Origin of the sequence: Hydrogenophaga sp. 5NK40-0174 (genome assembly GCF_040372165.1) — a bacterium.
GTDB lineage: Bacteria > Pseudomonadota > Gammaproteobacteria > Burkholderiales > Burkholderiaceae_C > Hydrogenophaga.
The window spans coordinates 86,668-108,234 of record NZ_BAABWG010000004.1 but is presented as its reverse complement, the minus strand read 5'-3'; the positions used below and the strand labels follow the sequence as shown (position 1 = coordinate 108,234).

Sequence of the window (21,567 nt, the reverse complement as noted above, 5' to 3'; positions counted from 1 at the left end):
GTTTCAGGCGGGCATTGCGCTCAGGCTTGCGCCTTGATGGCATCCGCCAGCACATTGACCATGGTATCAATGTGCGATGACTCCACGATGTAGGGCGGCGCAAATACCAGGTTGTCGCCTGCACTGCGGACCAGCACACCACGCTGGAACGCATGCAGAAATGCGTCGTAAGCCCTTTTGCCTGGCGCTCCTGGCGCAGATGCCAGCTCCACCGCCGCGGCCAAACCGTAACTTCGGATGCTGACCACATTGGGCAGCCCCTTGCAGGCCGAATGCACGGCATCCCCCAGCTGCTGGCCCATCTGACCGGCGCGTTCGAACAAGTTCTCCGACTGCAGCAGGTCAATCGTGGCGGACGCTGCGGCGCAAGCCACAGGGTGGCCTGAATAGGTATAGCCATGGAAGAACTCGATGGCATGGTCGGGTGCGCTGCCGTGCGCGCCCATCATGTCGTCGTAGATGTGCTGCCGGCAAATCACCCCGCCCATCGGAATGACGCCATTGGTCACGCACTTGGCAAAATTCAGCATATCGGGCACGACGCCGTAGTGGTCGGCGGCGAAAGGCGTTCCCAGGCGTCCAAAGCCCGTGATGACCTCGTCAAAAATCAGCAGTATGCCGTGCTTGTCGCAGATCTCGCGCAAGCGCTGCAGGTAGCCTTTGGGGGGGATGTACCAGCCTGCACTGCCGGCGATGGGCTCGACGATGATGGCCGCCACATTGCTCGGATCGTGCAGCGGCAGAATGCGCTGCTCGAGCTCCAGCAGCGGATCTTCCGCCCACACAGGCTGCTGGTTGTTGATGTAGGCGTGATTGACCGGGTCGTGGATGAATCGCAGGTGATCCACTCGCGGCAGCAGGGACGTACCGTAGACCTTGCGGTTGGCCGGGATACCACCGACGCTCATGCCGCCGAAATTCACACCGTGATAGCCGCGCTCACGGCCGATGAAGATGTTTCGGTGGCCCTCGCCACGGGCTCGATGGTAGGCCAGCGCCACCTTCAACGATGTATCGGCTGCTTCGCTGCCCGAGTTGCAGAACAGCACCTTGTTGAGGTCGCCAGGGGCCAGCGCAGCAATCTTCTCCGCAGCCACAAAGGCCTGATCGTTGCTGATATTGAAGGCTGTGGCGTAGTCCAGCGTATCGACCTGGCGCTTGATGGCGTCATTGATGGGCGCACGGTTGTGCCCTGCCCCCACGCACCAGAGGCTGGAAATACCATCGATGACCTGACGGCCATCATGGGTGGTGAACATCATGCCGTCGGCCTTGACGAAGACCCGGGGGTCTTTGCCGAACGTGCGGTTGGGGGTGAATGGCAACCACTGGTTGTCCATGCGCAGGTCGTTGAATGCCATGGGGTTCTCCGGCAAGTATGGCGATGAAACTCGACACCATTGTGGCACCGGCGCCAAGCCTGTGGAACCGTTCCGGGCAAAGCCGGGCAGTTCCTGCGAAAATGCCGGAGTCATGAAAAACAGTTACGTTCTCACCCTCTCCTGCCCGGACCGCCGCGGCATCGTCCATGCTGTCTCCGGCTTCTTGCTGGACAGAGGAGGCAATATTGAAGAAGCGGCCCAGTTCAACGACCACGACACCGGCCTGTTCTTCATGCGGGTGCAGTTCACTTGCCCGGACCTGGCGCCCCAGGACCTCCGCGACCAGCTCAACGCTTTCGCCAGCGGCTTTGAGATGAGGTGGAGCCTCAACCCCCTGGCCGAGCCCATGAAGACAGTGATTTTCGTGAGCAAGGAAGGCCACTGCCTCAATGATCTGCTGTTCCGCTGGAAAAGCGGGCTTCTGCGCCTGGATGTGCGGGCTATCGTGAGCAACCACCGGGACTTCTACCAGTTGGCGGCCAGCTACAACATCCCGTTCCACCACATCCCGGTCACGGCGGCCACCAAAGAGCAGGCCGAAGCCAGGCAGCTCGACATCATTGAGCAGGAAGGCGCCGAACTGGTGGTCCTGGCCCGGTACATGCAGATCCTGAGTGACAACATGTGCCAGAAGCTGGCCGGTCGCGCCATCAACATTCACCACAGCTTCCTGCCCAGTTTCAAGGGGGCCAAGCCGTACTACCAGGCCCATGACCGCGGCGTCAAACTCATCGGCGCCACCGCCCACTACGTGACGGCAGACCTGGATGAGGGCCCGATCATCGAGCAGGACGTGGCCCGGGTGGATCACACTTACGAAGTCGAAGACCTCACGGCAACCGGCCGCGACACCGAGAGCCAGGTACTGGCGCGCGCAGTGAAATGGCACAGCGACCACCGCGTGCTGCTCAACGGCCACAAGACGGTTGTTTTCCAGTGAGCACACGCATCCCGCCCATCCAGTGCCTGCTGACGTTTGAAGCACTGGCGCGCCTGCGCAGCGTGACGCAGGCAAGCGAGGAATTGTGTGTCACACCCAGCGCGGTCAGTCACCGCATCCGGCAGCTGGAGCAATTGCTGGGTGTCAAACTGTTTGGCCGGGCCGATTTTTCGCTCACCACGGAAGGCAGCGAATACCTGGCCAATGTGCGTGAAGGCCTGTCTACCCTGCAGCGTTTCCCTGGTGCTGGCACCAGCCCCGGGCGCCGCAAGCTCAAGCTGGCCGTCACGCCTACGTTTTCCCGTTCCATTCTGCTGCCCAAACTGCGACAGTTCTGCGACGCCTACCCCGAGATTGACCTGACCCTGCAGGTCAGCATTCCTTTGCTGGACGTGGTGGCGGAAGACGCCGACCTGACCATTCGCTACGGCACTGGGCGGTATGCCGATGTGGAGCACATCTGTCTGCTCAAGGACGAAGTCACGCCCTTGGCCTCTCCCGCCTTTGCCCGGGAACATGGCCCGTTCCAGAGCGTGAATGACCTCGAAGGGGTACCGCTGCTGCGCAGCCCCCTGGAGCCCTGGAGAACCTGGTTTGCCGCCCACGACCTCGATTGGCCCGAACCCACCGACGGATCACAGTTCAACGATGTCGGTCTCATGTGCGACGCGGCGTCTGCCGGCATGGGCGTGGGACTGCTGCGCCTGAAGCTGGCAGCCCCATGGCTGGAGAGCGGAACCCTCGTTCCCCTGTTTGATCGGCATGTCCCCAGCCCTCATGCGCACTACCTGTGCTGGCGTACCGGCACCATGGACCGCTGGGAGTGTGCCGCCTTCGCCGAGTGGCTGAAGAAGACGGTGTCCTGAAGCCCCCGGCAGCCAGGCACCGGCAGGGCAGCCAGGCCTAAGCCGGGCTACCTGCGAAAAGAACCAGGACGGCCAAGAAGGCCTGAAAGCTCACTCCACCGTCAGACGCTGGCCCGGCTTGTTGACCTTCTTGGGCAGCGTCAGGACGAGCACGCCGTTTTCATACCGGGCCCTGGCAGCCTCATTGTCAATCTCCACGGGCAACTGGAAGCTGCGCGCAACAGAGCCGTAGTAGCGTTCGCTGCGGAGCACCTTCTCGCCTTTCGTTTCGGTATCGGTCTGCCTGACTTCGGCACTCAGTGACACGACGTTCCCGTCAATGTTGACGTGTATGTCCTCTTTGCTCACCCCAGGCACTTCAGCCATGACGGTGTAGTTGGCATCAGTCTCCTTGACGTCGATTTTCATTTGCGATGGCGCAGGCAGTGGGTCGCCATGCAGAGGCTTGACGAAAAAGCCAGGGGCCACGTCCTTGAAAAAGTCATCGAGCAGACCTGAACGGGTCATCAGTGTGTGCGTGTTCATGTTTCACAACTCCTTGCTGCAGAACAAATACGAGGAAAAAATGGCATTGGTCAGACCCCTCCAGTGGGTCACCCTGCCTTGATCTCGCAATTGATGTTTGGCCGCTTGGTTTTCAAGAGCCCGTCTCCACTCGACGGCTGGTTTAGAGCGCAAACCCCAATCAGCGGAAGGTTTGACCAGTTTCAAGGCGTGCTGAAAGAACTTTCACCCCCGACAGAACATCTGCCTCTAAACTGCCAGATCCGTGCTCGACCTTTACCGAACCTGCACCAGCATGTCAGCCTCAGCCACTCAAGCCCCCTCCACTGTCCAACGCCAGGCCCGCCAGTCACAGGTGGCCCGCCGTTTGCTCGAAGTCCTTCCAGCCCATGCGGTGCTGTGGCACCAGGAAGACACGACGCCCTATGAGTGTGACGGACTGACGGCGTATCGGGAGCGCCCCATGGTGGTCGCACTGCCCGAGAATGAGGAGCAGGTCGCTGCGGTGCTCAAGGCTTGCCATGCGCTGGAGGTTCCGGTCGTGGCACGCGGTGCAGGCACTGGCCTGTCCGGCGGCGCACTGCCTCACCCTGAAGGGGTGACCCTCTCGCTGGCCAAGTTCAACCAGATCATCCGGATCGACCCGGTGGCCCGCACGGCCGTGGTTCAGGCGGGGGTGCGCAACCTGGCCATCAGCGAGGCCGCAGCCCCATACGGTCTGTACTACGCACCAGACCCCAGCAGCCAGATCGCTTGCACGATTGGAGGCAATGTGGCTGAGAACTCCGGCGGTGTTCACTGCCTGAAGTACGGGCTCACGATTCACAACGTGCTGGAGGTCCGGGGTTTCACCATCGAGGGCGAACCCATCACCTTTGGCGGTGAAGCACTGGATGCGCCAGGATTGGATTTGTTGCCCCTGGTCATCGGCTCGGAAGGCATGCTGGCCGTCACCACCGAAGTCACCGTGAAGCTGGTGCCCAAACCTCAGCTCGCCCGCTGCATCATGGCCAGTTTCCCGGATGTGGAAAGCGCCGGCGAGGCTGTCGCAGAAGTCATTGCCGCTGGCATCATCCCGGCCGGCCTGGAAATGATGGACAAGCCCATGACAGCCGCCGTGGAAGACTTCGTCCACGCAGGTTATGACCTCGAGGCAGCTGCCATTCTTTTGTGCGAGAGCGACGGCACCCCCGAAGAGGTGGCGGAAGAAATCGAGCGCATGAGCGAAGTCCTGCGCCGCGCAGGTGCCAATGCCATTGCGGTCAGTCAGGACGAGGCCGAGCGCTTGCGATTTTGGAGCGGCCGCAAGAACGCCTTTCCGGCGTCTGGCCGCATCAGCCCCGACTACATGTGCATGGACTCCACCATTCCGCGCAAACGACTGGCCGACATTCTCCGGGCCATCGAGGAAATGGAGGGCAAATACGGGCTTCGATGTGCCAACGTCTTCCATGCAGGAGATGGCAATTTGCACCCGTTGATCCTGTTTGATGCCAACGATCCGGACCAATTGCACCGTGCAGAGTTGTTTGGAGCCGACATTCTGGAAACCAGCGTCGCGATGGGCGGGACCGTCACTGGCGAGCATGGCGTTGGCGTGGAAAAGCTCAACAGCATGTGTGTGCAGTTTTCCCCCGAGGAAAATGCCCTCATGCGTGAAATCAAACACGCGTTTGATGCTAAAGAGTTACTCAATCCTGGCAAGGTCGTGCCCACTTTGCAACGCTGCGCCGAGTACGGAAAAATGCTGGTCCGTGGCGGGCGAATACCTTTTCCTGAATTGAGCCGTTTCTGACTGTCAATTCTCACAGGTCACTTTTTGTGAGCTCAGGTAAAGTCGGATGCGATGAGTGCCTACTCGCGTAGACTTCCGCGCCTGCCTGACGGATACACCGAAGGAGAAGCCGCGACGAGCCGGGAAGCACAGTTGCTTGAACGAATCGAGCAACTTGAAGCGGACAACCGGCGTCTGCGGCAGGACGTTCCCGCCGAAGCGAAGGTGCGCGCGCTGCCCATTGCTCAGCCACCCATGCAGCCGGTGTCGAGCGAGTCCACGAGCCACTTCAACCCGGTCGACGACGCGGCTTACCGTGAGCTGTTCTCGGCCATGTCGGCCGTGTTCCCCATTGGGGTCTTCCGGGTCAATCGCCGCTGTGCGATCACGCACGTGGACGACAGCCTGTGTCAGATATTTGGCTTAAATGCCGAGGACTTTCACGACTGGGCATGGCAGGAACAGGTGCATCCGGCCGATATAGACCGGATTCGCTCAGTTTGGTCCCCAGATGCAGAACCCTTGCAGGATCGGCTGGAAGTGGAGTTCCGCATGCGAAAGGCCGGTGGGGAAACTGCCCACCTCCTCGCCAGAACCATTCCCACACGCGATGAAACAGGCGATCTGATCGGCCATCTCGGATTTGTTCAGGACCTCAGCCGTTTGCGGACACTCGAGCATGACGCCCGCATCAAAGAAGAGCTCAACCGGCAGATCATCGCCAACAGCCCCGACGCCACACAGGTCATCGACCTGCAAGGCCATGTGCTCGAAATCACTGCGCAGGCATGCCACCTGATGGGCCTGCAGGATCCCGAAGCGATCCGGCATTCGGACTGGCGACAGTGGTGGGATGAAGACGGGCAGCGACTCGCCCGCAACGCCGTCGAGCAAGGCGCGCTCGGGGTCACCTCCCGGTTTGTCGCACGTTGCGACCGCTGTGAACGGCAACAAGGCTGGTGGGACACAGTGGTGTCACCCATCACGGATGCGATCGGCACTGTTCAGATGTTGCTGGTGGTCAGCCGTGACATCACCGAACAGCACCGGCAGGAGCAGGAAATACAGCGCCTGAACACCCGGCTGGAGACTCGGGTCAGCGAACGGACGAAAGCACTGCATCAAGCCCTGCAGGAGCGGGAAGCGCTGTACAACCAGGCGCCGTGCGGGTATCACTCGATCGATGCGACCGGCCTGATCGTTTCCGCCAACGAAACTGCACTGCAATGGCTTGGCCGAAGCCGGGAAGAAGTGGTGGGCAAGAAGTACAGCTTTGACTTTGTCCCCCCAGCCATGCGCGAAACCACCAAACGTCGCCTGCAGAAGCTGATCGACGGCAACGAAGTCGAACCGTTCGAATACAAGATCACCCGCAAGGACGGGTCTCCGTTCTGGATCCACATGTCGACCTCGGCCGTTTTCGACGAGGCAGGCCAGTTCATCCAGAGCAATTCGACCATGGTCGACATCACCCAGCGAAAGCTGGCCGAAAAGGCACTGCTCGAGCATCAGCGGTTCCTGCGTACCATCACCGACCATGTCCCCGGCCTGCTGTCCTATTTCGATACGGACCAGCGCGTCAAGTTTGCCAACGCCGAGTACGAACGAATGTTCAGCCTGACCCCCGAGGAAATGCTGGGCAAGCCGATCGGAGAGCTCATGCCGCACGACGTCTGGCTCTCGGTCAAACCACATCTTGAAGCGGCTTTGCAGGGACGCGAGCAGCGATTCGAGCAATGGCGAACACGTCCTGACGGCAAACGCATCTATGTCAGTGCCCGTTACCTGCCCGACATGGAAGATGGCGAAATCCGGGGCGTGTATGCACAGGTCCTCGACATCACGGCGCAAAAGGAAGTCGAGCAGCGCGTAGCCAACCTCAACGAAGAGCTGGAACAGCGCATCCAGGACCGATCGGCCGAACTGCTCGCCAGCGAGCAGCGCTTCCGCCTCATGGTCGACAACCTGCGCGATTACGCCGTTTACTTCCTGGACACCGAAGGGCAGATCTACGACTGGACGGACAGTGCCCAGCGCATGATGGGCTACACCGCGGTAGACGTGCTGGGGCGACACGTGCGGATGCTCTTCCCCGAAGATGACATGGAAGAAGGCCAGCCAACGCCGGAGCAGATGCTGCGGCATGCCGCCGCCCGTGGGCAGCACGAGGCGCAGGGCTGGCATGCTCGCAAGGACGGCTCCCGCTACTGGGCGCAGTCGGTCCTGATTGCACTGCGCAGTGACGATGGAGAGCTGCAGGGCTTTGCCGGCATCAGTCGCGACATGAGCGACAGCAAGCGCATCTCCGAGCTGATGTACAACCTCAACGTGGAGTTGGAGAACCGCGTCAACGAACGCACAGAACAACTCCAGGAGGCCAACAAGGACCTGGAGTCATTCTCCTATTCGGTGTCCCACGATCTTCGATCTCCCCTGCGCCACATCTCCAGCTTTGTCAGCCTGCTCGAAGAGCACCTCTCCAGCAGGATGGACGACACGACTGAGAAGTACCTGAGCACCATCGCCGGCTCATCGCGTCACATGAGTCAGCTCATCGATGGCCTGCTGGCGTTTTCCCGCATGGGCAGGGCAGCCCTCAATGCCGCCCCGGTGGAATTCGACATGCTGGTCGAGGCGGTGGTTGCCCAGGTCGGCCACGAAACAGGCAACCGAAAAGTCGAGTGGGTCATCGCCAAGGACCTGCCTATCGTTCCGTGCGACGCCATCCTGATGCGCGAGGTCTGGACAAACCTGTTGGGGAATGCCTACAAGTACAGCCGGAAAAACGAAACAGCGCGTATCGAAGTGGGCTGGCGCACGGAAGGCCCCAATGGGTACACTTTCTATGTACGTGACAACGGCGTCGGATTCGATACAAAATATGCAGACAAGCTGTTCGGTGTGTTCCAGCGGCTCCACCGGGCCTCAGATTTTGAGGGAACCGGAATCGGTCTGGCGTTGACCAAACGAATTGTTCAGCGCCACGGTGGGCAGATCTGGGCTGAAAGCCGGGTGGGAGAAGGCAGCACTTTCTATTTTTCCATGCCGTTCCACACGCCCGAAGGCTCCGATATGGCTCCGCCGAGCAACCTAGCACCCATGGATAAATGAACTCAAACGCAGCACCCATTCTCCTGGTTGAAGACAACCCTGACGACGCAGAGCTGACCCGGCTGGCACTGGCCCGTCATGGCTTGCAGGACCGTGTGGTGCACGTGTCCGACGGGATGCAGGCGCTTGACTACCTCTACCGGCGCGACCGATTCGCCGACCGCCCGCCAGCCAATCCTTCACTGGTCCTGCTGGACCTGAAGATGCCTTTGCTTGACGGCATCGGTGTACTGCGCGAAGTCAAAAGCACGGATCACCTGCGAAGCATCCCGATCGTGGTGCTGACCTCCTCCACGGAGCCAAGCGACCTGCAACGAGCTTACGAAGCAGGGACCAACGCCTACATTGCCAAGCCGACCGAGTTTGCCGAGTTCCTCAGCGCCATGAAGCACGTGTGCGAGTTCTGGGTCAACATCAATCAAACGGCTCCGCAGTCGGCAGGTGCGGGCATGCGATCGACCACTTTTGGCGAGCTCAACTGAACGCGACAGGGTTCACCAGGTATCCACAAAACGGCCGCTCCTCTCGAGCGGCTTTGTTTTGGCCGTTTGCAATCCGCGGGCCAGCCACGCGCGGGTGTCGGCAGGATCAATCACGGCATCGATCTCCAGCAAGGAGGCCATCTGGATGGCCGCACCTCGCTCGTACTGTTTGGCTACCAGCGCGTTGAACAAGGCATCACGCTCCGGCCCTTGCGCCACCGCTTCCAGCTCCTTGCGATAGCCCAGGCGGACCGCACCTTCCAGCCCCATGCCACCAAACTCCCCTGTGGGCCATGCCACGGTGAATACCGGCGCATGGAAACTGCCCGCCGCCATGCCCATGGCGCCCAGGCCATAGCCTTTGCGCAGCACAACGGAGAAGAATGGCACCCGCAGTTTTGCCGCTGCGACGAACAGGCGGCTGACGTGGCGCACCTGAGCCTGCGCCTCAATGTCGGGCCCGACCATGAAGCCAGGGGTGTCGATGAGACTGAGCATGGGAATGCCATGCACGTTGCACAGCTGCATGAAACGGGCGGCTTTGTCGGCAGCATCGGCATCGATCGCTCCGCCGAGGTGCTGCGGGTTGTTGGCCATCACCCCGACTGGGCGCCCGTCCACCCGGACCAAAGCGGTGTGGATGCCCGCGCCAAAGCCGGTGCGAAGATGCAGCACACTGCCCTTGTCAGCAAGACCTTCGATCACGGTTCTCACGTCGTACGCACGCACCCTGTTCTCGGGCACGGACTGTCGAAGAGCCGTCTGATCCGGAGCGATCCAGTCCTTCACACGCCCCTGGAAGAAGGAGAGGTAGTGCCGCGCTGCCTGCACAGCCTCCGCTTCGTCCTTGACCAGGATGTCGATCACGCCGTTGCCGTGCTGCACACCGGACGGTCCGATGGCCTCTGGCGGGTACACGCCCAGCCCCCCTCCTTCGATCATGGCCGGTCCACCCATGCCGATGTTGCTGTCTTCGGTGGCGATGATGACGTCGCTGCACCCGAGCAGAGCAGCATTGCCGGCAAAGCACCGCCCTGCGGCAATACCCACCACCGGCACCTGACCGGACAGAGACGCATAGGCCGCAAAGGTATGCAGGTGCAGCCCGGCCACGATGGACATGTCGGTATCCCCTGGCCGGCCGCCACCGCCTTCGGCAAACAGCACGACAGGCAACTGATTGTCCAGCGCCACACCCAGCACTCGGTCGGTCTTCTGGTGGTTGCGCAAGCCTTGCGTGCCCGCCAACACGGTGGCATCGTAAGCCATGACGGCCGTACCGGTCTGATCGGGACCGAAGATGTGCGCATTGACGGTACCGATCCCGGTAACCATGCCATCGGCTGGCGTATTGGCAATCAGGTCTTCCTCACTGCGGCGGGAGCGTTGGGCAGCCACGGCCAGCGCACCGTACTCGATGAAGCTGCCGTCATCGCACAGGTCGGCAATGTTCTCACGCGCGGTGCGCATGCCTTTGTCATGCCGCTTGGCCACGGCTTGCGGGCGCGCTGCATCGAGTGTGAACTGCGTGCGCTCATGCCAGCGCTGCCAGTCGGCGCGAGATGACGCACCGCTCGCAGGACCTGACTCGCCAACCAACGCACTGGCTTCGTCCGTTGCGTTGGCCGCAGTAGGGGTGGGCGCAGCAACGCCTTCGCCAGACACAACAGCCGCGAGGGACAGAAGAGCCTGTCCCTCCTCCGCCGTTTCACCGGCCTCGAAAAAACACTCTTGCACACGACCGCCTTGCGGCGCCCGTATCTCGTGCTCCATCTTCATGGCCTCGAGAATCACCAGCAGATCGCCTTGCGCAACCGTATCACCGGGCTGGACCTGCCACTCCATTACATTCGCCTGCATGGGCGCGCACACTTGTTGGTTCATACCACCATTCTTGCCCCGCCTCCCATGGGGCAAGGTCAAGCCGGCGACAGACGGCAATCCTTGCGCTTGGCTGCACGGCTGAACGCGTCATCAGATCCACATTCCCTCCGGCCGCCGCCGTGTTGACCGTGACCGTCTGCTCGGCACAGAAGCGCAACAGGTAGTGCGGGCCACCGGCTTTCGGCCCTGTACCGCTCATGCCTTCACCGCCGAAGGGCTGGTTGCCCACCACGGCGCCGATCATGTTGCGGTTGACGTACACGTTGCCAATCCGGGCCGCGGCGGCCATCGCCGCCGCACGGCTGTCGATGCGGGTCTGGATGCCCAACGTCAAGCCATATCCCAGGGCATTGATCTGGTCGATGAGGGACAGCGGATCACCCGACCAGCGCACCACCTGCAACACCGGGCCGAAGATCTCCTCTTTTACCGACGAAACGGATGAAACCTCCACCACCTGCGGCGGCACTTCACAAGCCACCGGTGAGGTGGCCGTTTCGGTCCAGTGTTTCACCGCACGGCCACGCAAGTCGGTCAACTGTGATTGCACCCGGTCAAAGGCCTCCTGGTCGATCAGACGGGTGACGTCCGTGTCCCAGTGCTCGGCAGCCCCGAGCTTGAGTTCTTTGGCGGCCCCCGTGATCATGGTGATCACTGCATCGGCCACCGACTCGTGGACACACAACAGGCGCAGTGCCGAACAACGCTGCCCCGCACTGCGGAACGCGCTTTGCACCACGGCATCGCACACCTGCTCGGGCAAGGCCGTGCTGTCGACGACCATGGCGTTGATGCCACCGGTTTCGGCGATCAGCGGCAGGATCGGCCCGTGGCGCTGCGCCAGCGAGAGGTTGATCCGCTTGGCCACCGGCGTCGAACCTGTGAACACCACGCCGGCGATGCCTTCACTGCCCACCAGTTGTGCCCCTACGGTTTCGCCGGCACCATGCAGAAGCTGCAGCACGTCGCCCGGCACGCCGGCTTCGTGCAGCAGTTGCACCATGGCTTTGGCCACGCCTGGCGTCTGTTCGGCGGGCTTGGCGAGCACCGTGTTGCCGGTGACCAGCGCCGCTGCGATCTGCCCGGTGAAGATGGCCAGCGGGAAGTTCCACGGGCTGATGCACACCCACGCTCCGCGCCCCTTCGTGCGCAACTGGTTGCGCTCGCCGGTCACGCCGTCCCCACCTGCCGGCAGGGTCTGCACCGCCATCAGCGTTTGGGCCTGCGCCGCGTAGTAGCGCAGGAAGTCGATGGCCTCTCGCACCTCCGAAATGGCGTCCGACCAGTTGCGGTGCGCTTCCTTGACGATCAGGGCTGAAAACCGCGGCAGCGAAGCCTGGAGCCCGCCGGCCGCCGCCCTCAGAATGGCGGCCCTGTCCTCGACGGATCGGGCATCCCAGGAGACGAATGCCTGGCGGGCACGGTCCACGGCCGACACCACTTCGTCGGGGGTGGCTTCGGTCACGACCGGCAGCAAGGCGCTGCCCCAGGCCGCCATCAGCAGACGGCGCGTGTCCGACTCGGCCACATCGAGCCCCTGGCTGTTGGGGAAGCCGGGGCCGTACAGCGCGGCCACGGCCGGCAATGCAGCGGTGGGCGTGACGTGCAGCGGAGATGCCAGCACTTCATTCACCGGCACATCCGGATCCGCCAGCTGGTGAACAAAGGAGCTGTTGGCGCCGTTTTCGAGCAGGCGCCGCACAAGATAGGCCAGCAGGTCGCGGTGCGCGCCCACTGGCGCGTAAATGCGGCAATGCAGATCATCGGCGCCCAGCACCTCGCGGTACACGCCCTCGCCCATGCCGTGCAGGCGCTGCAACTCGAACAGCGGAGCATCAGCGGTATGCCCCAGCTGTGTCAGCGAAGCGGTCAGCTGCAGCAAGGCGGCGATCGTGCCGGCGTTGTGGGTGGCAAACTGCGGGTAGATGACGTCGGTGGCGGCAATCATCGCCCGCGCACAGGCCAGGTAGCTGATGTCGGTATGGTGTTTGTGGGTGAACACCGGGTAGTGGGGCAGGCCAAGCTCCTGCGCCCGCTTGATCTCGGCGTCCCAGTAGGCCCCCTTCACCAGACGGCACATCAGGCGGACCTGGTGGCGGCGTGCCATGGCGATCACCAACTGGATGAGCTCCAGAGACCGCGTCTGATACGCCTGGAGCGCCAGCCCCAGGCCCTGCCACTGCGGGAACTGTTCGGCCACTTTGGACAGCAGGGCATCGAACAGCACCAGCGACAATTCCAGACGGTCCACCTCTTCCGCGTCGATGGTGAGATTGAGGCCAGCCGTGGCCGCGGCCTCGCACAGCGGCCAGAGCCGGGGCAGCAACTCCTCCATCACGCGCTCGTGGTGACCGTGTTCATAGCGCGGATGCAAGGCGCTGAGCTTGATGGAAATGCCGTCCTGCAAACCCGGGTGACGCGTGGGGTCCGACTGCGCGGCAATGGCTTCGATGGCCTGGGCGTAGCTTTGAAGGTAGCGCAGGGCATCGGCATCCGTGCGGGCACCTTCGCCCAGCATGTCAAAGCTGAAGTGCAGGTGCGGCTGCTTCTTGCGTGCCGAGGCTGCCTCGCCCAGAGCGGCGCCAATAGACTCGCCCAGCACGAACTGACGACCCAGCAATTGCACAGTCCGCACCGTCGCGGCCACCACCGTTCTGCCTCCCAGCCGCTTGACCAGTGAACCGCCTTCCAGCCATTGGCGCGAATAGGACACGACGGAGGCCGAGAGCCGGCCGAGCGGGGAATGGTCAGCCGGATCGAACGGGGCACTGCCGAGCTGGTCGGCTGTCAGAGCCAGAGCGGTCTCACCGTCTGGCACCCTGAGCAGCGCTTCGGCCAGCCGCATGAGAGCACGCCCCTCGGCCCGGGAAATGGGGTATTCCTGGAGCAGTCGCTCCATGGCCCAGAAAGACGGGGGGTGCTCTCGCACGGCCGTCACCCATTGGCCCGAGTGGGCCTGGACTTTGGCCCAGTCAATGGCGGGGGAAACTTGGTCCAGACAGGCCTGAACGATAGAGGCTTCGGGTCGGTACGGGCTTGGCAGCCGGTCGGTCATGTCTCGCATCACGCTTGCCCTCACATGGTCAATATGGGTAGCATCACGGAAATCAGTTTGAATTTTTCTCTATAGATTTGGATTGTTTCAGTGAAATCATCCGATTCCGACCTGAAAAGCCTGGACCGAACCGACTTGAAGATTCTTCAAGCCCTGCAAGACGATGGCCGAATTTCCAACCTCAAGCTGGCAGAGAGGGTTGCTCTGTCCCCGACCGCCGTGCTGGCCCGAACCCAGCGCCTGCAAAGAGAGGGCTACATCCTCGGCTACGAAGCCCGGTTGAACCCGTTGAAGCTGGGCAGAGGCATGCTGGTGTTCGTGGAGGTGCTGCTTGATCGCACCACCGCCAACGTGTTTGACGAGTTCAAGGCGGCCGTGCAGACCCACGAGGAAATTCAGGAATGCCACATGGTGGCCGGCGGTTTTGACTACCTGCTCAAGACACGCACTGCCGACATGGAGAGCTACCGCGCCTTTGCCGGCCGCGTGTTGTGGGAGTTGCCTGGCGTGCGCCAAACCCACACCTACGCGGTCATGGAAGAGGTGAAGCACAGCACCCATATCCCTCTTTGAGGGGGGCGCGCAACCGACCACCCGAATGGGGGGTACCCAGGCCGAACCTTTGGGTCACAATCGACACCAACAAGATCGACATCCTGATCGACCTATTTTTCGCACGACGACTTCGAAGAGAGAGAAAGAGAGAACACGACATGCGCATCAAGTCAATTGCCATCACCGCCGCCGCTTTCCTGGCGATCTCAGCCCAGGCCCAGGCACTCAAGCCCGGCCTGTGGGAGACGGAAGCCACCATGGGCGGAGACCCCAAACTCGAAGCGCAAATGAAGAAGATGCAGGAGCAGCTGGCTTCCATGCCGCCTGCTCAGCGCAAGATGATGGAGCAGATGCTCGCCAGCCAGGGCGTGAGCATCGGTGGAGGCGGTGCCATCAAGGTCAAGATCTGCATCACACCGGAACAGGCCAAGAAGCAGGATGTGCCCATGCCGACCAAGGGTGATTGCACGACCGAGATCAAATCCAAGACCAAGACATCGATGAAGATGCACTTTGAGTGCACCAATCCTGCCAGCAGCGGTGATGCCGAGTACAGTTTTCCCAATGACAAGTCCTACAAGGGCGTGATCACCACCACCCAGCAGCTCGAGGGCCAGGCGCGCAACACGCGCATCGACTCCAGCGGGCAGTGGCTGGGAGAAAGCTGCGAAGGCGTGGCAGCGTTCAAGATGCCCGCCCAGAAGTAAGAAGCTGGGGCAAAACCCCGATTGGTCGCAGACAGCTGACGCCCAGCCCTACGGGGCGTCAGTTTTTGCGTGGGCGATGGCCAAACACCGCCCGCCCCACTCGGACCATGGTGGAGCCCGCCGCGATGGCAGCCTCCAGGTCATCGCTCATGCCCATGGACAGGGTATCCAGTCCGTAGCCCCGATCATTGAGGCTATCAAACAACACTTTTGTCCGCAGAAACAGATTGCGCTGCCCCTCAAAATCGGGGGCCGGTTCCGGGATGCTCATCAACCCCCTCAAGCTCAGTCGTGGCATGGCGTGCACGGCTTCGGCCAACTCAAAAACTTCATTGGGGCTGGCGCCAGACTTGTTGTTTCCCCCGTCAATATTGACCTGCAAGCACACCTGCAGCGGTGGCAGATTCTCGGGTCGTTGATCGCTCAGCCGCTGTGCAATCTTGATACGGTCAACAGACTGAACCCATTGGAAATGCGCGGCTACCAGACGGGTCTTGTTGCTCTGCACAGGACCAATGCAATGCCACTCGACACCAGCATCGTGTCCTGCTGACCGGACCATGTCCTCCAGCGCCAGAACCTTCTCGACCCCTTCCTGAATGTAGTTCTCGCCAAAGGCCTTCTGACCCGCCTGAACCGCCTCAAGAACGGCATCAACATCGAAGGTCTTGGAGACAGCCAAAAGTGTGACGGCGTTCACATCCCGACCAGCGCGATCACATGCGGCCGCAATTCGGGCGCGGACATGCTGGAGATTGGCTTCAATCGTGGTCATAATCAGTCTGGAGTATCAACCCAACAACGGGATCCGACCGAATGGACATTACCCAACTGCTGGCTTTCAGCGTCAAGAACAAGGCCTCTGACCTGCACCTGTCGGCTGGCTTGCCGCCCATGATACGTGTGCATGGTGACGTGCGCCGGATCAACGTCGAACCGCTGGACCACAAGCAGGTCCACAGCATGGTGTACGACATCATGAACGACGCACAGCGCAAGCACTATGAAGAGTTTCTGGAGGTCGATTTCTCGTTTGAAATCGAGGGATTGTCGCGTTTTCGCGTCAATGCATTCAACCAGAATCGGGGCGCTGGCGCCGTCTTCCGGACCATTCCCAGCAAGATCCTGACCCTGGAGCAACTCAACTGCCCTCGCATCTTTGGCGATCTCTCCCTGCGCCCGCGCGGCCTGGTACTCGTGACCGGCCCGACCGGCTCCGGCAAGTCCACCACGCTGGCAGCGATGATCAACCACCTCAATGAGTCCGAGTACGGACACATCCTGACCGTGGAAGATCCGGTGGAATTCGTGCACGACTCCAAAAAGTGTCTGGTCAACCAGCGTGAAGTTGGTCCTCACACACTGTCTTTTGCAAACGCACTGCGGGCAGCGCTCCGTGAAGATCCGGATGCCATTCTGGTCGGCGAGATGCGCGACCTGGAAACGATCCGCCTGGCCATGACAGCGGCCGAGACGGGTCACCTGGTGTTCGGCACACTGCACACATCCAGTGCCGCCAAGACCATTGACCGGATCATCGACGTGTTCCCGGCGGAAGAAAAGGACATGGTCCGCGCCATGTTGTCCGAATCGCTGGTGGCCGTGATTTCGCAAACGCTGTGCAAGGTCAAGGACGGCAGCGGCCGCGTGGCGGCACACGAGATCATGATCGGCACCAGTGCCATCCGCAACCTGATCCGTGAAGCCAAAGTGGCGCAGATGTATTCGGCCATCCAGACCGGTAGCAATTTCGGCATGCAGACCCTGGATCAGAACCTGTCTGACCTGGTCAAGCGCAATGTGATCAGCCCGGCCGAAGCACGCGCCAAGGCCAAGATTCCGGAGAACTTCCCGGGATGAAAACATTGGCCCCCACGCTCCACCGCTTCGCGGGTCGCTGCCCCCCTAGGGGGCTGACTCGCCTTGGGGCGGCCCTGCGGCGAGTCGGTTTGGCCCCCACGCTCCACCGCTTCGCGGGTCGCTGCCCCCCTAGGGGGCTGACTCGCCTTGGGGCGGCCCTGCGGCGAGTCGGTTTGGCCCCCACGCTCCGCCGCTTCGCATGTGCCCGCGCCTTGCAGGCCGCGCCACGGCCAGAGGCCATGGCTCTTCGGTCTGTCCAAGCCTGCGCAGGCAGGCTTGGAGCCGCAGACCTCAGCCCCCCGAGGGGGCTGGCCTTGCTTGGGGCGGCCCCCACGCTCCGCCGCAGCTACTGACAACAAGGGATTGAAAACATGGAACGCGATCAGGCTTCGAAATTCATCAATGACCTGCTCAAGCTGATGCTGAGCCGCAACGGCAGTGACTTGTTCATCACCGCCGAGTTTCCGCCAGCCATCAAGGTCGATGGCAAGGTGGTCAAGGTATCGCCACAGCCGCTGTCTGCCACGCACACACTGGCGCTGGCACGGGCCATCATGAATGACAAGCAGGCCGCCGAGTTCGAGCGCTCCAAGGAGTGCAATTTCGCCATCTCTCCCGGTGGCATCGGTCGCTTCCGTGTCAGTGCGTTTGTTCAGCAAGGCTCCATCGGGATGGTGCTGCGTACCATTCCGGCCACCCTGCCATCGGTAGATGCACTGGGCCTGCCGCAAGTGCTCAAGGACATCGTCATGAGCAAGCGCGGCCTCTGCATCCTGGTGGGCGCCACAGGCTCAGGCAAGTCGACCACGCTCGCGGCCATGGTGGACTGGCGCAACCAGAACACCCAGGGTCACATCATCACGATTGAAGACCCAGTGGAATTCGTGCACCCGCACAAAAATTGCGTGGTCACTCAGCGCGAAGTGGGTCTGGACACGGACAGCTGGGAAGCGGCTCTGAAGAACACGCTTCGCCAGGCCCCGGACGTGATTCTGATGGGCGAGATCCGTGATCGCGAAACCATGGACCATGCCGTGGCCTTCGCCGAAACCGGTCACTTGTGTCTGGCCACGTTGCACGCCAACAGTGCCAACCAGGCTCTGGACCGGATCATCAACTTTTTCCCGGAAGAGCGTCGCGCACAGTTGCTGATGGACTTGTCGCTCAACCTGAAGGCACTCGTTTCGCAGCGCCTGGTACCCAAGCAGGATAACAAAGGTCGCTACGCCGCTGTGGAAGTGATGCTCAACTCGCCGCTGATCGCAGATCTGATCTTCAAGGGCGAAGTCTCCGAGATCAAGGAGATCATGAAGAAGAGCACCAACCTGGGCATGCAGACCTTCGACCAGGCACTGTTCAACGCTTTCGAGGACAACATCATCTCCCTCGAAGACGCATTGCGAAACGCCGACTCCCTCAACGACTTGCGCCTGCAGATCAAACTCAACAGTCAGCGCGCCAAGACGCGTGACCTGGCAGCCGGCACAGAACACCTCACCATCGTCTGATGTCTGCGGCCGGCCAGGCCCTGAAACGCACGCATCCCGTACAAATGAATTTCCTCACCCGAAAGGCCCGGACCGCCGCGGCCATGGCCCTGCTTTGGGCGGCCACCGCAGTGGCAGCTGCCCCATTGCCATCGACCACCAGCGTAGCCGGCACCAAGCTCAGTCTCAACGGCGAAGGCACCCGCTACAAGGCCATCTTTCAGGTCTATGACCTTGGCTTGTACTTGCCCAAGCCGGCCAGAACATCGGCTGAGCTGCTCAGAATCGATGGCCCCATGAAGCTGGCCTTCGTGGCCAAACGCGACCTGCCCGGCACAGACCTGGGCGTGGCGTTCATGAAGGGGCTGGCGGCCAACAACGAGAAGGCGTTGGTGAGCAAGCACCTGACATCCACCAACCGGTTGATCGAAGTGTTTTCAGGCCGCGCCAAGCTCGTCGAAGACGACACCTTTGCAATGGAGTACTTGCCCGGCAAAGGCACACAGTTCTATATTGCCGGTGAGCCTCAGGGCGCGCCCATTGGTGACCTGGAGTTCTTTCGCATGGTGCTCAATATCTGGGTAGGCCCTTCGCCCGCCGACTTCCGGCTCAAGGAAAAGCTGCTCAGCGGAAACGGCGCTGCGCCAGCATCCCCGGAACCTCAACAACAACCCAAGGCGATTTACTGATGAGTGATATCCCGGTCGCACCACACAAGGTGGCATTCCTGGGTCTGGGCGTCATGGGGTACCCCATGGCAGGCCATCTGGCCAAGGCAGGCCATCAGGTCGTTGTCTACAACCGTACCGCAGCCAAGGCCGAGCAATGGTGCACCCAGCATGGTGGCACCATGGCGGCCACACCAGGAGACGCGGCAAAAGACGCCGACATCGTGTTTGCCTGCGTCGGCAATGACGACGACCTGCGGTCAATCACCTTGGGTGAGGCAGGTGCGTTTGCCGGCATGAAGCCTGGCGCCATCTTTGTCGACCACACCACCGCTTCCGCCAACGTGGCACGCGAGCTGTACGCCAAAGCACGAGAGCTCGACCTGCATTTCGTGGACGCCCCCGTCTCTGGCGGGCAGGCGGGTGCAGAAAACGGTGTGCTCACGGTGATGTGTGGTGGCGACGAAGCCCCGTTCGACAGTGCCAGGCCGGTGGCCATGGCGTTCGCTCGCGCCTTTACCCGCATGGGTGAGACAGGGGCCGGACAATTGACCAAGATGGTCAACCAGATCTGCATCGGTGGCTTGCTCCAGGGCCTGTCAGAGGCGATCGCCTTTGGTCAGAAGGCTGGGCTGGACATGGAGCGGGTGCTCGATGTGATCGGCAAAGGGGCGGCACAGAGCTGGCAGATGGACAATCGCGGCAAGACCATGGCGAAAGATGAGTTCGACTTTGGTTTCGCGGTGGACTGGATGCGAAAAGACCTGGGCCTGGTGCTCGAAGAAGCCAAACGCAATGGCGCCCGCCTGCCCGTCACGGCACTGGTTGACCAGTTCTACGCCGACGTCCAGGCATTGGGAGGCCGCCGACAGGACACCTCCAGCCTGATTCGCCGGCTACGTTGACCGCACTGGCGACGCTTCAAGCTCCCCCACCCCCCGAAAAAAAAGCCTGCCGTGGATTCATGGCAGGCTTTCCTGAATCGGCAGCGCGTGCTGCGATCAACGCGCGTGCGAAGGTGGCTCTGGCGGCTCCTTGGCCTGCAGCTTGAGCGCGGTTTCATTGTTCACGATTTCGAACAGACGGACAACGCGCTGCACGCCCTGAACATTGCGCGTCACCTCGGTCGCCCGCTCAGCTTCCGCATTCGTGACCAGGCCCATCAGGTAGACCGTGCTGCGCTCTGTCACCACCTTGAACGCAGCGGCATTGATATCGCGGGCATCCACAATCGCTGCCTTGACCTTGCCGGTGAGCAGCGCGTCGTTGGCCCGCTCCTTGAAGGCTGGCGTGCTCATGACCGCCAGCTCGTTGAAAATCCGGCGCACATTGGGTACACCCGCCACGACAGCCTCGACTTTCTCCTTGTCTCGCTGGCTGGCCACCTCACCGACAAGCAGCACGTGCCGGTTGTAGCTGACCACGTCCACACGCGCCCGCGTGCCCACTTCATCGCGAATGGCGTTGCCTGCACGAAGCTCAATGCCCTGATCGTCCAGCTGGGCCCCGGAGGTGCGCCGATCGGTGGCCACCAAAGCAGCGGTGGTGGCCGCGCCACCCACCACCAAAGGGGTGCAGGCCGTCATCACGGCTCCCGCGGCCGCGGCCCCCAGTGCCAGTGCGCCAAGGCGCTGAACAGTACGCAGACGAATCATGTCGAGCTCTCCACTTCGTTGGTCAAATCATCTTCGGGCAGGCCCATGAGCTGGGCATCAACGCCGTCACAAATGCAATGCAGCACCATATGGTGCACTTCCTGGATTCTGGGTGAGGCATCGTGCGGTACGCACACATGCACGTCGGTGTCACGCAACACGCTGGCCAGCTGCCCGCCTTTGGCGCCTGTGAGCGCAATGACCGTCATCTCACGCTCGTGGGCCGCCTCCACCGCCGATATGACGTTGGCGGAGTTGCCACTGGTCGACAGTACCAGCAGGGCATCTTCCGCATGGCCCAGCGCGCGCACCTGGCGGGCAAAGACACTGCGAGAGTCCCAATCGGTTGAGACAGCCGTCATGACAGCACCGTCCGCGGTCAGGGCCAGCGCAGCCAGCTCGGGCCTGTCGCGCTCGTACCGGCCAACAAAACTGGCAGCAAAGTGCTGGGCCGACGCCGCAGAAGCACCGTTGCCACAGGCCAGCACCTTGCCGCCACCCGTCACGCAGGCCAGAATGGCCGCAATGGCAGCCTCAACGGTCGGCGCCAGACTCTGTGCGCACTGGTATTTCAGATCGGCGCTGTCTATGAATTGTTGTTGGATGCGTTGCAAGAGCATGGTTCCGATCATAGCCG

At 61.7% G+C, this 21,567-nt stretch carries 17 protein-coding genes and 1 pseudogene; 11 read left to right on the top strand and 7 right to left on the bottom strand.

The genetic code is table 11. The features are described from left to right. Positions 1 to 20 precede the first annotated feature (20 nt). Positions 21 to 1,361, bottom strand: coding sequence for an omega-aminotransferase AptA (aptA, locus tag ABWV89_RS13850; RefSeq protein ID WP_353397846.1), 1,341 nt, complete (start codon positions 1,359 to 1,361; stop codon positions 21 to 23). Between the two features lie 112 nt (positions 1,362 to 1,473). Here aptA and purU point away from each other — a divergent pair, with 112 nt between their 5' ends. Beyond that, positions 1,474 to 2,322, top strand: a complete 849-nt coding sequence (purU, locus tag ABWV89_RS13845) for a formyltetrahydrofolate deformylase (RefSeq protein ID WP_353397843.1) — start codon at positions 1,474 to 1,476, stop codon at positions 2,320 to 2,322. After that, on the top strand, positions 2,319 to 3,188 hold the full coding sequence (locus tag ABWV89_RS13840; RefSeq protein ID WP_353397840.1) for a LysR substrate-binding domain-containing protein: 870 nt from the start codon (positions 2,319 to 2,321) through the stop codon (positions 3,186 to 3,188). The genes purU and ABWV89_RS13840 overlap by 4 nt, the downstream gene beginning before the upstream one ends. A gap of 90 nt (positions 3,189 to 3,278) precedes the next feature. On the opposite strand, the gene ABWV89_RS13835 is transcribed toward ABWV89_RS13840, so the two are convergent. Further along, positions 3,279 to 3,713: an Hsp20/alpha crystallin family protein gene (locus tag ABWV89_RS13835; RefSeq protein WP_353397837.1), complete on the bottom strand. Its 435-nt coding sequence runs from the start codon at positions 3,711 to 3,713 to the stop codon at positions 3,279 to 3,281. Between the two features lie 274 nt (positions 3,714 to 3,987). Here ABWV89_RS13835 and ABWV89_RS13830 point away from each other — a divergent pair, with 274 nt between their 5' ends. From ABWV89_RS13830 to ABWV89_RS13820, 3 genes are read left to right on the top strand one after another with little or no spacing between them, the layout of a single operon-like run. After that, positions 3,988 to 5,487: an FAD-linked oxidase C-terminal domain-containing protein gene (locus tag ABWV89_RS13830; protein ID WP_353397834.1), complete on the top strand. Its 1,500-nt coding sequence runs from the start codon at positions 3,988 to 3,990 to the stop codon at positions 5,485 to 5,487. 51 nt (positions 5,488 to 5,538) lie between these two features. Beyond that, complete coding sequence (locus ABWV89_RS13825; protein ID WP_353397832.1) at positions 5,539 to 8,577, top strand: PAS domain-containing sensor histidine kinase; 3,039 nt, start codon at positions 5,539 to 5,541, stop codon at positions 8,575 to 8,577. After that, positions 8,574 to 9,059, top strand: a complete 486-nt coding sequence (locus tag ABWV89_RS13820; protein WP_353397829.1) for a response regulator — start codon at positions 8,574 to 8,576, stop codon at positions 9,057 to 9,059. Before ABWV89_RS13825 ends, ABWV89_RS13820 begins: the two co-directional genes overlap by 4 nt. A gap of 12 nt (positions 9,060 to 9,071) precedes the next feature. Here the strand turns inward: ABWV89_RS13820 and ABWV89_RS13815 are convergent. Next, positions 9,072 to 10,925: pseudogene (locus tag ABWV89_RS13815) on the bottom strand (carboxyl transferase domain-containing protein); the annotation flags it as partial. Beyond that, positions 10,879 to 13,998, bottom strand: coding sequence for an L-glutamate gamma-semialdehyde dehydrogenase (locus ABWV89_RS13810; RefSeq protein WP_353397826.1), 3,120 nt, complete (start codon positions 13,996 to 13,998; stop codon positions 10,879 to 10,881). The pseudogene ABWV89_RS13815 and the gene ABWV89_RS13810, both read right to left, overlap by 47 nt. A gap of 90 nt (positions 13,999 to 14,088) precedes the next feature. On the opposite strand from ABWV89_RS13810, the gene ABWV89_RS13805 reads away from it, so the two are divergent. Next, positions 14,089 to 14,571: an Lrp/AsnC ligand binding domain-containing protein gene (locus ABWV89_RS13805; RefSeq protein WP_353397823.1), complete on the top strand. Its 483-nt coding sequence runs from the start codon at positions 14,089 to 14,091 to the stop codon at positions 14,569 to 14,571. A gap of 140 nt (positions 14,572 to 14,711) precedes the next feature. Continuing rightward, entirely contained in the window at positions 14,712 to 15,260 is a 549-nt protein-coding gene (locus tag ABWV89_RS13800; protein WP_353397820.1) for a DUF3617 domain-containing protein, read from the top strand. A gap of 58 nt (positions 15,261 to 15,318) precedes the next feature. On the opposite strand, the gene ABWV89_RS13795 is transcribed toward ABWV89_RS13800, so the two are convergent. Beyond that, entirely contained in the window at positions 15,319 to 16,035 is a 717-nt protein-coding gene (locus tag ABWV89_RS13795; RefSeq protein WP_353397817.1) for a YggS family pyridoxal phosphate-dependent enzyme, read from the bottom strand. Between the two features lie 41 nt (positions 16,036 to 16,076). Between ABWV89_RS13795 and ABWV89_RS13790 the strand changes: the two genes are divergently transcribed. The 4 genes from ABWV89_RS13790 to ABWV89_RS13775 all read left to right on the top strand — a co-directional run bounded on the left by ABWV89_RS13790 (position 16,077) and on the right by ABWV89_RS13775 (position 20,180). Continuing rightward, on the top strand, positions 16,077 to 17,120 hold the full coding sequence (locus ABWV89_RS13790) for a type IV pilus twitching motility protein PilT (protein WP_353397815.1): 1,044 nt from the start codon (positions 16,077 to 16,079) through the stop codon (positions 17,118 to 17,120). Between the two features lie 371 nt (positions 17,121 to 17,491). Continuing rightward, the gene (locus ABWV89_RS13785; protein ID WP_353397812.1) at positions 17,492 to 18,628 is read left to right on the top strand and encodes a PilT/PilU family type 4a pilus ATPase; all 1,137 of its coding nucleotides are present in this window, start codon (positions 17,492 to 17,494) and stop codon (positions 18,626 to 18,628) included. Between the two features lie 44 nt (positions 18,629 to 18,672). Next, on the top strand, positions 18,673 to 19,296 hold the full coding sequence (locus ABWV89_RS13780) for a chalcone isomerase family protein (RefSeq protein ID WP_353397809.1): 624 nt from the start codon (positions 18,673 to 18,675) through the stop codon (positions 19,294 to 19,296). After that, positions 19,296 to 20,180, top strand: coding sequence for an NAD(P)-dependent oxidoreductase (locus tag ABWV89_RS13775; RefSeq protein ID WP_353397806.1), 885 nt, complete (start codon positions 19,296 to 19,298; stop codon positions 20,178 to 20,180). The genes ABWV89_RS13780 and ABWV89_RS13775 overlap by 1 nt, the downstream gene beginning before the upstream one ends. A 96-nt stretch (positions 20,181 to 20,276) precedes the next feature. On the opposite strand, the gene ABWV89_RS13770 is transcribed toward ABWV89_RS13775, so the two are convergent. Continuing rightward, entirely contained in the window at positions 20,277 to 20,930 is a 654-nt protein-coding gene (locus ABWV89_RS13770; RefSeq protein ID WP_353397803.1) for a BON domain-containing protein, read from the bottom strand. Further along, positions 20,927 to 21,550, bottom strand: coding sequence for an SIS domain-containing protein (locus ABWV89_RS13765; RefSeq protein WP_353397800.1), 624 nt, complete (start codon positions 21,548 to 21,550; stop codon positions 20,927 to 20,929). The genes ABWV89_RS13770 and ABWV89_RS13765 overlap by 4 nt, the downstream gene beginning before the upstream one ends. Positions 21,551 to 21,567: the final 17 nt, after the last annotated feature.

Coding starts and splice junctions, on each gene's coding strand:
- ABWV89_RS13785 (WP_353397812.1), top strand. CDS start 17,492: ATGGAACGCGATCAGGCTTCGAAATTCATCAATGACCTGCTCAAGCTG.
- ABWV89_RS13830 (WP_353397834.1), top strand. CDS start 3,988: ATGTCAGCCTCAGCCACTCAAGCCCCCTCCACTGTCCAACGCCAGGCC.
- aptA (WP_353397846.1), bottom strand. CDS start 1,361: ATGGCATTCAACGACCTGCGCATGGACAACCAGTGGTTGCCATTCACC.
- ABWV89_RS13800 (WP_353397820.1), top strand. CDS start 14,712: ATGCGCATCAAGTCAATTGCCATCACCGCCGCCGCTTTCCTGGCGATC.
- ABWV89_RS13775 (WP_353397806.1), top strand. CDS start 19,296: ATGAGTGATATCCCGGTCGCACCACACAAGGTGGCATTCCTGGGTCTG.
- ABWV89_RS13835 (WP_353397837.1), bottom strand. CDS start 3,713: ATGAACACGCACACACTGATGACCCGTTCAGGTCTGCTCGATGACTTT.
- ABWV89_RS13765 (WP_353397800.1), bottom strand. CDS start 21,550: ATGCTCTTGCAACGCATCCAACAACAATTCATAGACAGCGCCGATCTG.
- ABWV89_RS13770 (WP_353397803.1), bottom strand. CDS start 20,930: ATGATTCGTCTGCGTACTGTTCAGCGCCTTGGCGCACTGGCACTGGGG.
- ABWV89_RS13820 (WP_353397829.1), top strand. CDS start 8,574: ATGAACTCAAACGCAGCACCCATTCTCCTGGTTGAAGACAACCCTGAC.
- ABWV89_RS13810 (WP_353397826.1), bottom strand. CDS start 13,998: ATGACCGACCGGCTGCCAAGCCCGTACCGACCCGAAGCCTCTATCGTT.
- purU (WP_353397843.1), top strand. CDS start 1,474: ATGAAAAACAGTTACGTTCTCACCCTCTCCTGCCCGGACCGCCGCGGC.
- ABWV89_RS13825 (WP_353397832.1), top strand. CDS start 5,539: ATGAGTGCCTACTCGCGTAGACTTCCGCGCCTGCCTGACGGATACACC.
- ABWV89_RS13780 (WP_353397809.1), top strand. CDS start 18,673: ATGAATTTCCTCACCCGAAAGGCCCGGACCGCCGCGGCCATGGCCCTG.
- ABWV89_RS13795 (WP_353397817.1), bottom strand. CDS start 16,035: ATGACCACGATTGAAGCCAATCTCCAGCATGTCCGCGCCCGAATTGCG.
- ABWV89_RS13790 (WP_353397815.1), top strand. CDS start 16,077: ATGGACATTACCCAACTGCTGGCTTTCAGCGTCAAGAACAAGGCCTCT.